Below are 15,850 nucleotides of genomic sequence, written 5' to 3' on the forward strand. Positions count from 1 at the left end.
AACCGATCCTGGTCCGCGAGGACAGCGGCTTCGACAGCCAGGCGCATCTGGCCCTTCTCGAACGGCAGCGGCAGGCCTTTGCCGACGAGGGCCGGCGGCTCGACTACCTCGTCAAATGGAACCCGCGGGACTCGGCCAAGGCCGATCTCGCCACCTGGTGCGCCGTCGCCGAAGACTGCTGGCAAGAAGAGCTGCGCCCCGGCAAGCGCCAGGCGTTGTGGACACAGACCGTCTCGATCCGCGATGGCCAGACCGAGGTCGAGGTCAGGCGTGTGATGCGCCTGGTGGAGCGCACCGCCGATCGCGATGGCCAGCTGCTGCTCGAACCGGACTATGAGCTGGAAGGCTGGTGGACCAGCCTGGACGAGGCGCCGGAGGCGGTGATCCAGCGCTATCAGGCGCATGCCACCCATGAGCAGTTTCACAGCGAGATCAAGACCGATCTCGACCTGGAGCGTCTGCCCTCGGGCAAGTTCGCCACCAACGACCTGATCCTGCATCTCGCCCAGCTGGCCTATAACATCCTGCGTCTGATGGGGCAACTGGGCATGACTGGCGAGCTGAGCCCGGTGCGCCATCCCGCCAAGCGGCGCCGGATACGCACCGTATTGCAGGAACTGGTCCATCGTGCCGCCGTGGTAGTCCACAAGGCCCGTCAGATCATCCTCGATTTCGGGCAGGACATTGGCCGCATGACGGTGTTGAACACCCTGCGGAGCCGGCTGCGTTACCCGCGAGGATCGCCCTGCTGATCGCCTGTCGGGGAATGTCACTTGGAAGAGGGCTGATGGTCACCAGCAGCCAGCATCGCCATGCCCGGCGGGTAGAAATGCATGACAAAACGGATCATCGTCGCCGGCCGACGCGGCAATGGTTGGCCATCGCAGACATGCGTTCGGCGATTGAGACGGGATCGGAGGTCAAAAAATGCTCGCTGGCGGTGATAGGGAAAGTGCCGACGCCGGCTTCACGGATTCAGGTATATGAATGTACTCTTCGTAGCGTTGATGATTATCGTCATGCAAGTATTCGCACGCACTATGGCCAGCAGTGGTCTGTCGGGGCTCTACTACTCCTTGACAGTTACCCAACTGGTAATGGCCATCTTCATATTCATGATGCCCCAGCGCGCCGCAGCCCCCGAAGCTGTGAAAGAGGCGGTCAAAGCCCTGCCAAACAGTAAGATGCTCTCCGGGGCGGCTGTATGCATGATGCTGGCCACCTTCCTCTTTTCTATGCGCGATACTATGGGGTGGGCTTTCGTTGAGCAGGTAGGCATCCGTGTCGGCTATGGCAGTGAAAGCCTCGGCCTGTTGTTTTCATTACAGGCCTTCTTTGGGTTAGCGGGTCCTCTCCTTGTAGCTCTGATCGGTAGCCGCTTTGGGCTGAGCAAGCCAGTTATTATTGGCATTTTGCTGTCTGGGGCCTCCAGTCTCAGCTATGTGCTGGGCGAGACATCTATCGTGATGTACACGATTGGTGTGATGATGATCGCCTTTACATATTTTTACACTTTGGCTTACCTCACCTCGCTGGCAGCGTCCCTAGATCGAGAAGGGCGCGTGGTGGCAGCCTCAGGGAGCTTCCTTACCCTTGGCATTGCCATCGGGCCGGCGATATCTGGCACTTTGATCGCCATGGGGGGCTACGTGCTGACCGGCTGGGCCATCGCTATTACGGTAACGCTGACCTTGCTGGCGGTCTCCGTGCCGCTGGTTAAAGCCCGAGAGCGGCGCCAGGCCGAGCAGGCTGTGCCTTCTGGTACCGGCTATACCGCCACTTGATTGCGGCCTCACTGCGGAGTAGGTGCGATAGCTCTGCAGTGAGGAAAGATGGCTACGTTTTCAATGACGACGAAGGGACTACGACCAAAGGCGGGCATGAATTTTCCAGAAACCATGATAAACATATAAGATCATATTTTATATTTTATAGCGTTAAAGATGCTTTAACGGCATAGCAAACAGCCATGGCGCAGAGACGCTGAGAAGCCAACGGATAACAAGAGGTGCCTATGTCCCTAACCACTGATCCAGCCGAGCAGGCTCCTTATCTGGATGTAGCCTAGCTAAGAGAACATTCGCCGGCGCTGGGCGGCGTTGTGTCGCCGTCATCGCCGCCGCCCGGGCCCTGCGCGCCGGAAGCGTCTGGGATAACTAGTATGACGGCAGCGACATGACCGCCCCTTCGGCGGCATCAAGCAGTCCGGCAACGGCCATGATAAGTCACTGCACGTCTTTGGCAAGTACACCGAGCTGAAAGCGACTTGGATCAAGCTTTAGGAGTTAAAATATCAATGATAAATTCCAACCTATTCCGCCAGCAGGCTTATGTAGACGGCACATGGATTGATGCCGACTCTGGCCAGACCATTGAAGTCGATAATCCCGCCACAGGAGAAGTCCTCGGTTACGTACCCAAGATGGGGCAAGTAGAAACACGCCGTGCTATCGAAGCCGCTGAGCGAGCGCTTCCTGAATGGCGGGCCCTGACGGCCAAGGAGCGAGCAGCGGCGCTGCGTCGTTGGTTTGAGCTGATGGTAACGAATCAGGAAGACTTGGCGCGTTTGATGACCTTGGAGCAAGGCAAGCCACTTGCTGAATCACGCGGAGAGATTCTCTATGCGGCATCATTCATAGAATGGTTCGCTGAAGAGGGCAAGCGCATATATGGCGACACCATACCGGGGCATCAAGTCGACAAACGACTGATGGTAATCAAGCAGCCGATCGGTGTGACAGCAGCGATAACCCCTTGGAATTTCCCGGCGGCCATGATTACCCGTAAGGCCGGACCCGCCTTGGCTGCAGGCTGCACTATGGTCATCAAGCCGGCTTCGCAGACACCATTTTCCGCCTTGGCGATGGCTGCGTTGGCTGAGCAGGCCGGAATACCACCTGGGGTTTTGAGCGTGGTTACCGGTAGCGCAGGGGATATTGGTCGCGAATTAACAAGTAACCCGATCGTAAGAAAACTTTCCTTTACCGGGTCTACCGAGATCGGCCGCCAGCTTATGGCTGAGTGTGCAAAGGATATAAAAAAAGTATCCCTGGAGCTCGGCGGCAATGCGCCTTTTATCGTTTTCGAGGACGCTGACCTCGATGCAGCAGTGCTAGGGGCTCTTTCATCCAAGTTCCGTAATGCAGGGCAGACCTGTGTTTGTGCTAATAGGCTCTACATACATGATAAAGTTTACGAAGCTTTCACAGATAAGCTCAAAGCGGCGTTAGCTAACCTTAAGGTTGGCTATGGTCTAAGTGAGGACGTGACAACAGGCCCTTTGATTGATGAAAAAGCAGTTGCAAAAGTAGAAGAGCATATTGCAGACGCTGTATCTCTGGGTGCCAAAATCGCGGCGGGCGGTAACAGGATGAAAGGTACATTTTTCGAGCCGACTATCCTGACTGATGTGCCTGGAAATGCCAAGGTCTCTAAGGAGGAAACCTTTGGCCCGTTAGCTCCCTTGTTCCGTTTTACCAACGAAAATGACGTTATCAAACAAGCCAATGACACGGAGTTTGGCCTTGCCGCTTATTTCTACTCTCGTGACATGAGCCGTGTGATGCGTGTAAGTGAAGCATTGGAATATGGCATTGTGGGTATTAATACTGGCATCATTTCTAATGAGGTAGCGCCTTTCGGCGGCATCAAGGCATCAGGCCTCGGACGAGAAGGTTCCAAATATGGCATTGATGACTACTTGGAAATGAAGTATCTCTGTCTCAGTATTTGAACATCCTCTCGAAAGAAACTAATTAAAAACGTCTTTAGGCCTCGGCCGAATACAGAATAGTCGTATCTAGTGATCGGAATATACTCATGACACAGAAAAATGAAACTTTATTGAGGCGGCGGAACGATGCAGTGGCCCAAGGTGTTGGGCAGATTCATCCTATTTTTGCTGAGCGTGCAGACAATGCGAGAGTATGGGATGTTGATGGGCATGAGTATCTTGATTTTGCTGGTGGGATCGCTGTCTTGAACACGGGGCACCTCCATCCCAAGGTTGTCGCTGCCGTGCAGGAGCAGCTTACCAAGCTAACTCATACATGCTTCCACGTCTTTGCTTATGAGCCTTACGTGCAGCTTTGTGAAAAACTCAACACACTGGTTCCAGGAAACTTTAAAAAGAAATCTCTTCTCGTAACTACTGGTGCCGAAGCCGTTGAGAACTCTATCAAGATTGCACGGGCTGCCACCGGCCGTAGCGGTGTTATCGCATTCTCGGGAGCTTATCATGGACGTACCATGATGACTCTCTCGCTCACTGGGAAGGTGACGCCCTATTCGGCAGGGATGGGCCTGATGCCTGGCCCTGTATATCGAGCACTTTATCCAAATACTTTGCATGGGGTCAGTACCGAAGACGCCATGGCTAGCATTGATCGGATCTTTAGGAATGATGCGGCACCAAATGACATAGCCGCTATTATTTTGGAACCGGTACAGGGTGAAGGCGGGTTCTACATAGCGCCCAAAGAGTTTATGGTCCGGTTGCGCGCGCTCTGCGATGAACATGGGATTCTGCTAATTGCTGATGAAGTGCAGACCGGAGCTGGCCGCACTGGAACTTTCTTTGCAATGGAACAGATGGGCGTAGCTGCCGACTTGACGACCTTTGCCAAATCAATCGCAGGGGGCTTCCCGTTAGCAGGTGTCACCGGCAAGGCAGAGCTAATGGATAGCATTGCCCCTGGGGGGCTAGGCGGCACTTATGCCGGCAATCCGCTATCCTGCGCTGCAGCATTGGCCGTTCTGGATGCTTTTGAAGACGAGCAGCTTTTAGATAGAGCTAAATCAGTCGGAGAAATTTTAGTTACAGGGCTTAAGGAGATACAGGCAAGACACAAGTCAATTGTCGATGTGCGTAATCTTGGCGCAATGATCGCAGTAGAGCTCTTCGAAGATGGCGATATGAGAAAACCAGCGAAGACGCTTACGAGCCAAGTGGTTGCAAAAGCCCGTGATAAAAACCTGATACTTTTGTCCTGTGGCGTCCACAGCAATGTACTGCGCATTCTAGTGCCTCTCACGGCCACGGATGATCAGCTCTATCAAGGCCTAAAAATTATACATCAATGCTTTGACGAGCTTGACTAACTTAACATATAGAGGGGTCACAGCCATGAATAAGTACAATTCGGGACTTGCCAGCAAAGACATTCAGTACCAGCTGCATCCTTATACCGACGCCAGGTTGCACCAAGATATCGGTCCCCTGATTATAGAGCGTGGTGAAGGCGTATATGTTTATGATGATAAGGGTAATCGCTATATAGAGGCGATGTCCGGTTTATGGAGCGCTGCCTTGGGATTCAGCAACCAGAGGCTGGTCCAAGCCGCTGAGCGTCAGCTTCGTACACTTCCGTTCTACCATTTGTTCAGCCACAAGTCTCATAGCCCCAGTATTGAGCTTTCAGAAAAGCTGATCGAGTTGGCGCCAGTCCCGATGAGCAAGGTCTTTCTGACTAATTCAGGCTCAGAAGCGAATGATACTGTAGTCAAACTCCTTTGGTATCGTAACAATGCGATAGGTCAGCCTGAGAAAAAGAAGTTTATCAGTCGCTTGAATGCATATCATGGGATCACTGTTGCTAGTGCCAGTCTTACTGGGTTGCCCTCTAATCAGCGAGGCTTCGACATACCATTGTCAGGCTTTTACCATGTTGGTTGCCCCCATCACTACCGCTATGCGCACTCCGGTGAAACCGAAGAGCAATTCGCCGACCGTCTTGCCGATGAGCTGGAAAAAGTGATAATTCGGGAAGGCCCTGAAACAGTTGCTGCTTTCTACGGCGAGCCTTTGATGGGAGCCGGAGGTGTAATTATCCCACCCCGTACTTATTGGGATAAGATCCAGGCTGTATGTCGTAAGTACGATATTCTCATCGTTGCCGATGAAGTCATCTGCGGTTTTGGAAGAACTGGGAAGATGTTCGGCTGTGAAAGCTTCGGGATAAAACCAGATGTAATGGTTTTATCAAAACAGCTATCTTCTTCGTACCAGCCAATAGCTGCTGTCTTGGTCAATGACAAGGTTTATGAAGGGATCGCTGATCAAAGCCATGCTCTTGGCACTCTTGGTCATGGGTTCACCGGCAGTGGGCATCCAGTTGCGTCTGCCGTCGCGTTGGAAAATTTGAAAATTATAGAGGAGGAGGGTCTCGTCGAGTATGCGGCTGATATAGGTCAATATATGCAGACAGGTCTGGAAAAGTTTATAAGCCACCCCCTTGTTGGCGAGATTCGTAGTAAGGGTCTTATTGCAGCTGTCGAGTTGGTGGCTGATCGAGAAACTAAAACTCCTTTCGAGACGATAGGCAAGTTAGGACGGCATCTAGCGTCACGTGCACAGAAGCATGGGATGATTACGAGGGCTATGGGTGACTCGATAGCTTTCTGTCCACCCCTGATATCAACCAAAGAGGAAATTCAAGAAATGCTAGATATTTTTGGCCGAGCCCTCGACGAAACATTGGTCTGGTCTGGGCTGGGCTCTGACTAGATGTCGGGTCCCGTGTGATTGACCACCCGCTTGGTAAATAACTCAGGACGTTTGGTCTGCCATGCCTTCATCACCGCAATCGGTGATTGAAGGTGCAGCGCCTTCTGCGGGATGTGGTGGTTGTACAGCCAAGTGTAGCGTTTGAGCGTCTGCTCAAGGTCCTCGCCTGAGGTATAGCGCCGAGACGTCAGCACGCCGCTGATGCGACTGTTGAAGCGTTCCACCATGCCGATCGTCTGCGGCTTTCCCGGCTTGATCAGGCGGTGTTCGATACTATGGGTCTGGCACTCCTGATCGAAGGGGGGGGGCCGCTGGGCTTGCGCTCGCCCGCCCGCCCGTGTGAAGCGACCGGTGAACGTTTTGTCGTTGTCGGTGAGCACCGTCTGGATCTTGAAGGGGGCCTTCTCCTCCACCCGCTTCATAAACGCCCGCGCATCCTTCGCGGACTGGCTGCGCCTGATCTCCAGATAGACCCAACGCGTGGCGCGGTCGATGGCGACGTACAGGTAGCGTTTTTGCTCCTCGTCGGGCATCTGAGGCAGGTGCTTGATGTCGATATGCACGAAGCCCGGCTCGTAGTCCTTGAAGGGCTTGTGCCGGGGCTTCCTCTCATCGCCAGCGTCCTACCGAGCCAGTTCCGCCAGTTCGGCACCTCGCGCCGCTGGAGCATGCGATGCAGTCCGGAGCGTGGCAAGCGGGGGTCCAGTAACTCACGCGCCACGACGAGGAGATCATCCAGGCCGAGGCGAAGGACTTCGCGAGCCACGATCAGCACCTCCTCCTGCTCGGGCGTGAGCGTGGCCAGCAGGTTGTGACGCGTGTGCGTTCGGTCATGGACATCGTCACGGTATCGCCAGCGCCGGATGGTCGCGGTGGAGACGCCATACTGGCGGGCAAGCTCGCTATCCGAAATGCTGGAGGACGCTGCCTGAACCTTCGGTGTCGTGGTCGCTTGTATATGGAGTCCTCCCCGTTTGCCAGCATGAGGCGCGATGGGCGGTAGGTACGACTGCACATGTATATCCGGTCTCATGGATGACGCCAATGGCATCGGACCCTGATGGGCTATCCGCACGTCAGCTCCCAATTGCTTATACGAGCTCAGGGGCTCCCTGCGACCAAGGGGTTGTCTGACGTCGGTTCGACCTGTTCGCCATCATGTCGCATGCTTAGCAATCGTGGATGGTGGGGCAACCTCCTTGTAATAAGAATGGTTTCTTGATGCAGTATTACGCTGCCTGGGCCGCTAGGTCGGGATCATAGGTCCGATCATGGCGGGTGATCGCCCAGGCAATACGTGCCGTCTTGTTGGCGAGGGCGATAATCGCGACGTTGGGGTGCTTGCGCACGGCGAGCTGCCTGACCCAGAGACTCAGGTTGTCCTCCCGGCCCTCATTCCAGCGCAATGCCGCGCGAGCGCCATGGATCAGCAGGGTGCGTAGGTAACTGTCGCCGCGCTTGCTGATGCCCAGCAGACGGTCGCGTCCGCCGGTGCTATGCTGCCGCGGGGTCAGGCCTAGCGAGGCGGCGAAGTCGCGACCACGCTTGAAGGCCTGAGCATTCCCCAGAGCCCCGGCCAGGGCGCTGGCGGTAAGCGTACCGACACCGCAGAGGGCCATCAGGCGCTTGGCCAAAGGATCGGTCTGGGCATGTTGCTCGATGCGCTCGGTCACCGTAGCGATGCGCTCGTCGAGGTAGCGCAGGTCATCGGCGAGCCCCGCCAGCAGGATCCGGAAGTCGTCGGTAAGGCCGTTCTCGGCATCCTCCAGCCAGCGCGGCATGGCGGCTCGCAGCTGGCCAATACCGGTGGGCGTCACCAGGCCGTACTCGCCCACCAGACCGCGAATCTGGTTGGCCTTGGCGGTGCGCTGCTGGACCAACTCGCTGCGGATACGATGCGCGGCCTGCGCGGACTGCACGTCCTGCTGGGCCACCGTCTTGATCGCCACGAAGCGCATGTGAGGACGGCCCATGGCCTCGCAGATCGCCTCGGCATCCACGCGGTCGTTCTTGTTGCTCTTGACGTAGGGTTTGACGAACTGAGCGGCGACCAGCTTGACGTGGTAGCCGCGTGCCTGGAGCATGCGAGCCCAGTGATGGGACGAAGCGCAGGCTTCCATGCCGATCTCGGCGCCCACCGGAACGCGTTTGCTGATGGCATCCAGCCACTTGTCACGCTGGTATTTGCCGCGCCACGCGACCTGATCATGACGATCCACGCCATGCACGTGGAAGACGGACTTCGCAATGTCGACACCAACACGTGTAATGCTCATGGGAGGGTCTCCTCAGCCGGTGGCCTCACCCTCTCAGTGTGGCGCATCGGCGCCGGAGAGGGTGGGGAGGACTCCATCCCATTGTTTATGCAGCTTGATGTCCATGAACCTGCTCCCGGATGAATTGCTGAAGAAGTTCCCTGGCGGCTAGCAGAGGATAACTTCTATAGACGATTCGATCATCCGGGACCCTACAACTAGAGGATAATGTAACCTCTTTGCTCTGTCTGAAATCTCCTATGATTACCCATGCGCTGATCGGGAATGCCACATACCCCTAAATGTGCGCTCGCTACCAGCTTTTTCCTTATCTGTTCAGCTCTTTGACCTTCCCCCCGGTTTAGGTCCGCTCACAATGTGACATGGTTGTAGTGGGTCCTTCATTGCGTGATTTCGTGCCGTGCATCCGCCAGGCTCAGGAACCAGTGTTGGTTGAGGCAGCCGCCCCGGAACTTGCCGTTGAGGCTTTCTATGAACGCATTCTGCGTCGGCTTGCCCGGCTGGATGAAGGCCAGCGTCACCTTCCGCTCGCGCGCCCAGAAGAACATTGCCTTGCTAGTCAGCTCCGGCCCGTTATCGCAAACAATCGAGGCTGGTAGAGAGCGCTGCTGAGCAATCTCGTCCAGGAATCGGGCCAAGCGACGCCCGGAAATGAACGTATCTGCCAGTTGCCCGACACACTCTCGGTTGAAGTCGTCCACGATGTTCAGCACGCGAAACCGACGCCCCGAGGCCAACTGATCCGACACGAAGTCCATTGACCAGCGCTGGTTGGGGCGGTCCGGCAGTGGCATCGGTGTCCTCGGCCGGATCAGGCGCTTGCGCCGTCGGGTCCGGACCTGGAAGCCATGCGCGCAGTACAGCCGGTAGGTACGCTTGCGATTGATCACCAGATCCTCCTGACGCAACAGTGCATGCAGCAGTAAGTAGCCATAGCGGGGCTTGCAGGCGCCTCGCTGGCTGAGCCAGCCGCCCGTCACCAGAGGCTGTACCGCCCGCCGCTTCGCTTCGGGCGTCACCACTTTCCCGAGACGATCTCCTTGAGCGCGGCATTGTCGAGGGCGCTTTCCGCCAACAGCTTCTTGAGCCGGGCGTTCTCGGCTTCCAATTCGCGGAGGCGCTTGGCCTCCGAAACCTCCATGCCGCTGTACTTGGCCTTCCAGCGGTAAAGGATCCGCTCGGTCACGCCGTTTTGGCGGGCCAGCTCGGCGATTGAGACGCCGCGCTCGTTGGCCTTGAGAATACTGATGATCTGCTCTTCGGTATGGCGATTACGCTTCATCGCGAGATCTCCTGCTATCAGAGTAAACGTAGCGGAAATCTCACATTGCCGATGGACCGGTTTCTGGGGAGAAGGTCACCTAGGTTGCGTAGGCAACAGGCACGATGAATACAGGTAAGACCGGCATACTGAAAACTTGGCAAACGCAGAGGCAGCCAATGCCGAAGTGCTGATAAGGACGGTATGCGCGAATGTCTCATCAAGGCCAGAAGCCTCAGGCTTCAACATCAGGCCGGATATATGAAAGCCAATCTGTCCCTTTCTTCAGCCTGAGGCCTTGCAAGCCGGGAGGAGACCATACACGTTTATTGGTTGAATCCAAGCTTTAACGATGAGCGATTAGCTGCCGGCTTCGAGTCACACTGCTGCCACTCATGTCTGGCGATCCCGTAGTTCGCTGGCGGAATAACCGAACCGTCTGCGAAACGCGCGGCTGAACTGCGCCTGCTCCGAGAACCCCCAGCGGTAGGCCACTTCACCGATATTGATTCCCACGGGTAGCGATTCGAGTTCGCGGTGTGCGGCTTCCAGCCGCTGGGCGCGAACCCATTCACCGACCGTATACCCCGATCCTGAAAATAGCTTGTGCAAGTAGCGCAGGGAAATACCGCAGAAATGGGCGATGCGAGTGGGCGACAGATTAGGGTCGCCCAGGTTGGCCGAGATATAGCGCTCAATTCGCATGAGGTGCGCAGTCTTCATATGTGACTGGTCGCTATTCAGCACACGCTCGTCCTGCTCTAGCACCATCGACAGCATGCTCAGGGCCTGCTCGAACAAGCGACTCTGATCCTCCACGCTGCAATCACTTACATGCTGCGAGCAGATCTTCAGGAATTCGACGAAGGCACAGCCGATGCCCTCCTGGGCGGATAAGCAGTGCTGCGAATAGCGTTCCGGACGCCGAATGCGGGACTTCATCGGACCCTCGGGCACCTTGAACACCCACATGTCGTTTGGCGTTGTATAGCCGAACTGATAGGGCGCATCGCCCTGTTCGACGATGAAGTGGCCCGGGGGGCAATTCAAGCTTCTTCCATGCTGGGAAAAAAACACCTTTGCCTTTAACGGTATCGTCACCAGAAACGAGGCTTGGCTATCCTCAGCAATTTGCGAACGCGACCGGGAGTATTCAGCCCTGTCAGATATGAGTCGCGATAGAGAGAAGTCACTTCCCTCTGCCCTCCAGAGTCTCAGCGTCCCCTGGAAGGCGTCTTCCTTGTGGCCGCCGTAATTGAGCGTCAATGGAAAGTAAGTGTCGGAAATGACCTGAGTCCAGCGATCCTGCGAGTATGAGATTAGCCTTGTGTCGGGCCTTGTGCCTCCACCGGCCCTTATCGGCCTGGCAACTCCTGGCAACTCAGCGGCTCCTGGCATTGTCATCGTTGTTTTCATGCCATTCCTCTCTGTCTGTTCACGTGCCGTGTATGAGCGTGTCGCAACGAAGGCGAGACTCCGGAGGCTCGGCCCGATCTGATCCAGCCAGGATCCTACGAAGTCTCGCCGTTCACGTTAGCGATCGCAATATCACGTCCAATAACTGGATGAGCGCTTGGCCAGCGAGTCACGATACTGTCGAGTGGATTTCTCCAGCAGCTCGCCGGTGCCCCAGTCCAGCACCACGCCGTAGCGACGAATCACATCCAGGACATTCAGCTCGCCATCTCGATACTGCTTGGCAACGTCCTCGGGTGTTGTCTGCAGCCACTCCCGCCGATTTGTCCGGATCCACTCGCGAGCCCTGACGGTTCGCTCTGCGTCGATCGAATAGTCATCGATATCAGGATCGTTAACCTGGATCACCACGCCATAGTCACACTCGGCGCGCTCGACGGATACATAGCCATCGATCACATCCTCCAGCACCGCTTGTGCATCGCGCTCCAGCGGGTCACCGAAGCCACCGCCACCCGCCGAGGGACGCGTGAAGGTATCTCCGGAGCGTACCGTCACGTTCGAAAAGGTGGCCCCCAAGTACTTCTCATCCGGCATTCCCTTATTGATCCACACCCCGTGGGGCACGGAGGGCAGGCCACCATTCACCCCCCAGGTCACCGAACGGCCGCGGTCACAGCAGTAACTCATCACCGTCTTGTCGACCTGAGTAAGCTTGCCCCCCTTCTCGACACCGCAGCCGCCACGAAAGCGGCCTGGCCCGGCCGAGTCCATGCTGATCTCGTGGCACATTGTCAGCACGGGATTCAGCCTCTCCTGCCCCTCCACCGGCTGAACGGCTAGCCCGGCGCCGAACACCGGCGAAGTGGCCGACGAGCCGTCCTTGGTCTGACGCCCGCCCCAGCCGCCGGCCATCCAGTCGTACCACATAAAGTAGTCGCCGCTGCCGGTACGCCCATCATTACCGCCGATCAACAGGTACTCCAGGTTGAAGGCACAGGCCATGGCACGCTCCGGCATGACCCCGCTCCACAGCTCGAAGATACCGTTCATGACCTTCTCGTAGGGACCGGAGCAGAAGCCGGTGACCGCATGGGGCCAGCCCGCGTTCACCACGCTGCCCTCTTCACCGATATTGGCCGTCACCGCACGATAGAAACCGGAGTTGAGCGGAACATCGGGGAAGAAGGTCTTAGTACCCGCGTAGATGGCGGAGTGGGTCGTGCCATAGCTGGAGTTGAGAAAGGTGGAAACCGCAGGCGCCGACCCCGACAGGTCATAGTGAATGCCGCTGCCATCCAGCGTCAGCTTAATGCGAATCGGCACCATCCCCTCGCCCAGCGCAGGGTCGGCATCGATATAGTCGACCGTCTCCCACTCGCCCTTGGGCATTCCCGCCAGGCTCTTGAGTACGACCCGCTCGACATAGTCCTGGGTCTCCTGCATGGCAGCCACCACGGTAGCCTTGGAGTACTTGTCGACCAGGCGGAGAACCTCACGCTCACAGACCGCCGTGGCCTCTGCCTGGGCCTGCAGGTCTCCCAGGGCCTGAGCCGGAGCGCGGGTGTTGGAGACCAGCAGCTGAGCGACATCGTGCAGGAAGACGCCTTCCCGCCAGACGCGTACCGGCGTGATGCGAAGCCCCTCGCTGAAGTGGGTACTGGCGTTGACGTCGAAAGAGCCCGGCACACTACCGCCGATATCCGCCCAGTGCCCCTTGTTCTGGGCAAAGCCGATGATTTCCCCTACGGAAAAGATCGGGCGAATGAAGCTGACGTCGTTGAGGTGCGTGCCGCCACGATAGGGGTCGTTGATGGCAAAGACATCACCGGGGTGAATATCGCCTGCAAACTCCTCGAGTACCGCCTTGCACTGAAAGTGCAGGGTGCCGACGTGTACCGCGATGTCGCCGCTGCCCTGCATGACCGTGTTGCCCTGGGCATCGCACAACGCGGAGGAGAAGTCACGCGAGTAGATGACGAAGGAGTAGCAGGTGCGCAGAATCTGCTCGCTCATCAGGTCGACGCTGGTGGCGAAGGCGTTCTTGAGGACTTCGAAGGTGACCGGATCGAGAGCGTTATCCTTATTGGTATGTGCCATGATCATGCCTCCTCTTCCGGCTGAATCAGTTGAATGCGAATATTCTTCCACTCATCGATCGACGCCACCGTATCGGGCGGTACCACGGTGGTGGAGTCCAGCTGGTCGATGATCGCGGGACCGGAGAACTCGAACCCTACCGGCAGGGTTGTCCGGTCGTAGACCGGCGTCTGGTGCCACTGCCCCTCGAAGTACACTTCACGATGCGCATGAGGCTCTGCCTGAGCACCAGGCTGCCGCTCGCTGCGCGGAAATTCCGGCTTGGGCGTCTTGCCCACGGCACGCAGGTGAAGCTGGTAGATCTCGACGGGGAGCGCATTCTGGCGGAAGGAAAACTGCCGCTCATGCTCCTGGTGGAACATCTCGATAGTACCCTCGAGTGACGCATCGCTACTGCCCATCGCCACCTGCAGAGAGCGCCACTGCCCCTGATAACGCATGGAGATGCCACGCTGCAGGACCACATCGGCATCAGCGACGCCCTCGTGGCGCAGCCGGTCCACCGCTTCATCTTCCAGTGACCGGAAATGGCGATTGAGATCTTCCAGATCGGCACTATCCGCCGCCGCGGTGTACATCATCGAGAGGTCGTGCTGGATATCCACCAGCAGACACCCCATCGCCGAGGTCACCCCGGGGTTGGGGGGCACAATCACCGCCGGGATACCCAGCTCCTTGGCCACCTCCGCACCGTGCAGGGCGCCGGCACCGCCAAAGGCGATCAGGGCGAAATCCCGCGGGTCCAAGCCACGGCGGATCGACACCAGCCGCACCGCATCGGCCATGTTGGCATTCGCCACCTTGATGACCGCCTGTGCCGCCTCTGCCGTATCCAGCGATAGCGGCTGGCCGATACGCTCTTCGATGACCTGGATCGCCTTTTCCCGGTTCAGTTCGAGTGCGCCGCCCGCAAGGACGGTGCCCAGACGGTTCAGCGCCAGGTTAGCATCCGTATTGGTAGGCTCCGAGCCGCCGCGCTCGTAGCAGGCCGGGCCGGGGTCGGCACCCGCGGACTGAGGGCCATTGCGCAGGGCACCGGCGATATCAATATGTGCCAAGGAGCCGCCTCCGGCACCGACGGTTAGCACCTCGATGCTCGGGAACACGATGGGGTGGCCATACTCCACTCCCCATTGCTTGGTCACGCGCAACTCACCGTCATGGATCAGCGAGATATCTGTGGAAGTGCCCCCCATATCAAGCCCGACAGCATTCTGATAACCGCACTGTTCGGCGATATGCTTGGCGGCGATCGCACCCGCGGCGATACCGGATGCTGCCAGACGGACCGGGAAGTGCTTCGCCATGGCCGGGGTCATCGAGCCACCACCAGAGTGCAGCAGCAGCAGGTCGTTGTCGTAGCCACCCGCACTCAACTCATCATCGAGCTGCTTGACGTAGTCCGACACCAGTGGACCCAGCACCGTATTCGCCACTGCGGTATTGAAGCGGTCATGTTCGAATATCTCGGGGAGGATATCCGATGACGTGGAGACGCTGGCCTCGGGAACTTCCTCCTCGAGGATCTCTCGCATGCGCCTCTCGTTCTGGGCGTTGGCATAGGAGTTGATAAAGCACACCGCCACCGTGGTGGCGCCACGCCGCTTGAGCTTGCGAGCCAGGATGCGGGCCTCCTCTTCATCAAGCGGAGTCACCACCTCACCGGCGTAGTCGACGCGCTCGGTCACCTCGAAACGATCGCGACGGCGAATGTAGGGTCCGCTCACGTCCTCGTAGGCATCCCAGAGGTTGTCCTTGGTGCCGTCGCGAATCTCGATCACGTCGCGAAAGCCCTTGGTGGTGACCAGTGCTGCCCTGGGGAAGCGGCGGGTAATCAGCGCATTAGTGGCAACGGTGGTGCCATGGAAGAACAGGTCCACATCCGATAGATCGATATCGCCACGCCGTATCCCATCGATCACGGCCTGCTTGGGGTTGCTTGGCGTAGAGGGAACCTTGGTGACGCGGAATTCCTGAGTATCTTCGTGATAGATACAGACGTCGGTAAAGGTTCCGCCGGCATCGACGGCGACTCTTAATTTAGACATAAAAACTCCTACGTTGTTATATTCGATATCACAAAAAAGATCGAGTAGGAGGGGGAGTCGCCTCCCCCGTCCTCTCACACCACCGGGCAAACGGATCCGTACCACGGCGGTTCCTGCCCCCCATTATCGGGCTGAGCTTCGTTCCGCTGAATTCGCTCGCCTGTGTGCTCTGAGCGCTTCGACAGTCTTTGGGCTTCCGGCCCGCCATACAGTTATCGAGAGCCCTCCGGGGAGGCTTCTGCTC

Annotated in this window: 9 protein-coding genes and 2 pseudogenes; 5 read left to right on the top strand and 6 right to left on the bottom strand. The window is 57.4% G+C overall.

What is annotated here, in order from left to right; all coding sequences use genetic code 11:
• The 5 genes from L1249_RS16385 to L1249_RS16405 all read left to right on the top strand — a co-directional run.
• Positions 1-752, top strand: a 752-nt coding sequence (locus L1249_RS16385; RefSeq protein WP_235253747.1) for a transposase, incomplete at its 5' end; no start/stop codon positions are given.
• Between the two features lie 231 nt (positions 753-983).
• A complete protein-coding gene (locus L1249_RS16390) occupies positions 984-1,784 on the top strand; it encodes an MFS transporter (RefSeq protein ID WP_054645315.1) in 801 nt (266 codons plus the stop codon).
• A 512-nt stretch (positions 1,785-2,296) separates the two neighbouring features.
• Positions 2,297-3,733, top strand: coding sequence for an NADP-dependent succinate-semialdehyde dehydrogenase (gabD, locus tag L1249_RS16395; protein WP_268825214.1), 1,437 nt, complete (start codon positions 2,297-2,299; stop codon positions 3,731-3,733).
• Positions 3,734-3,819: 86 nt separating this feature from the next.
• Entirely contained in the window at positions 3,820-5,100 is a 1,281-nt protein-coding gene (gabT, locus tag L1249_RS16400) for a 4-aminobutyrate--2-oxoglutarate transaminase (RefSeq protein ID WP_054641699.1), read from the top strand.
• Positions 5,101-5,125: 25 nt separating this feature from the next.
• Positions 5,126-6,505, top strand: a complete 1,380-nt coding sequence (locus L1249_RS16405) for an aspartate aminotransferase family protein (RefSeq protein ID WP_054641700.1) — start codon at positions 5,126-5,128, stop codon at positions 6,503-6,505.
• On the opposite strand, the pseudogene L1249_RS16410 reads toward L1249_RS16405, so the two are convergent.
• From L1249_RS16410 to L1249_RS16435, 6 genes and pseudogenes are all read right to left on the bottom strand, one after another.
• A pseudogene (locus L1249_RS16410) lies at positions 6,502-7,499 on the bottom strand (DDE-type integrase/transposase/recombinase). The gene L1249_RS16405 and the pseudogene L1249_RS16410 sit on opposite strands and share 4 nt — an antisense overlap.
• Positions 7,500-7,734: 235 nt before the next feature.
• Complete coding sequence (locus L1249_RS16415) at positions 7,735-8,781, bottom strand: IS110 family transposase (RefSeq protein ID WP_230835181.1); 1,047 nt, start codon at positions 8,779-8,781, stop codon at positions 7,735-7,737.
• Positions 8,782-9,164: 383 nt separating this feature from the next.
• A pseudogene (locus tag L1249_RS16420) lies at positions 9,165-10,063 on the bottom strand (IS3 family transposase); the annotation flags it as partial.
• A 372-nt stretch (positions 10,064-10,435) separates the two neighbouring features.
• Entirely contained in the window at positions 10,436-11,458 is a 1,023-nt protein-coding gene (locus tag L1249_RS16425) for an AraC family transcriptional regulator (RefSeq protein ID WP_328284149.1), read from the bottom strand.
• A 132-nt stretch (positions 11,459-11,590) separates the two neighbouring features.
• Positions 11,591-13,558, bottom strand: coding sequence for a hydantoinase B/oxoprolinase family protein (locus L1249_RS16430; protein ID WP_230835123.1), 1,968 nt, complete (start codon positions 13,556-13,558; stop codon positions 11,591-11,593).
• Between the two features lie 2 nt (positions 13,559-13,560).
• Positions 13,561-15,606, bottom strand: a complete 2,046-nt coding sequence (locus tag L1249_RS16435) for a hydantoinase/oxoprolinase family protein (protein WP_230835124.1) — start codon at positions 15,604-15,606, stop codon at positions 13,561-13,563.
• Between the last annotated feature and the right edge of the window lie 244 nt (positions 15,607-15,850).

The organism is Halomonas sp. Cn5-12 (assembly GCF_021532545.1).
Classification (GTDB): Bacteria; Pseudomonadota; Gammaproteobacteria; order Pseudomonadales; family Halomonadaceae; genus Vreelandella; species Vreelandella aquamarina.

What these genes read in the sequence shown, in the direction of transcription:
- L1249_RS16390 (WP_054645315.1), top strand. Translation starts at nt 984, where the DNA reads ATGAATGTACTCTTCGTAGCGTTGATGATTATCGTCATGCAAGTATTC.
- L1249_RS16425 (WP_328284149.1), bottom strand. Translation starts at nt 11,458, where the DNA reads ATGAAAACAACGATGACAATGCCAGGAGCCGCTGAGTTGCCAGGAGTT.
- gabD (WP_268825214.1), top strand. Translation starts at nt 2,297, where the DNA reads ATGATAAATTCCAACCTATTCCGCCAGCAGGCTTATGTAGACGGCACA.
- gabT (WP_054641699.1), top strand. Translation starts at nt 3,820, where the DNA reads ATGACACAGAAAAATGAAACTTTATTGAGGCGGCGGAACGATGCAGTG.
- L1249_RS16435 (WP_230835124.1), bottom strand. Translation starts at nt 15,606, where the DNA reads ATGTCTAAATTAAGAGTCGCCGTCGATGCCGGCGGAACCTTTACCGAC.
- L1249_RS16430 (WP_230835123.1), bottom strand. Translation starts at nt 13,558, where the DNA reads ATGGCACATACCAATAAGGATAACGCTCTCGATCCGGTCACCTTCGAA.
- L1249_RS16415 (WP_230835181.1), bottom strand. Translation starts at nt 8,781, where the DNA reads ATGAGCATTACACGTGTTGGTGTCGACATTGCGAAGTCCGTCTTCCAC.
- L1249_RS16405 (WP_054641700.1), top strand. Translation starts at nt 5,126, where the DNA reads ATGAATAAGTACAATTCGGGACTTGCCAGCAAAGACATTCAGTACCAG.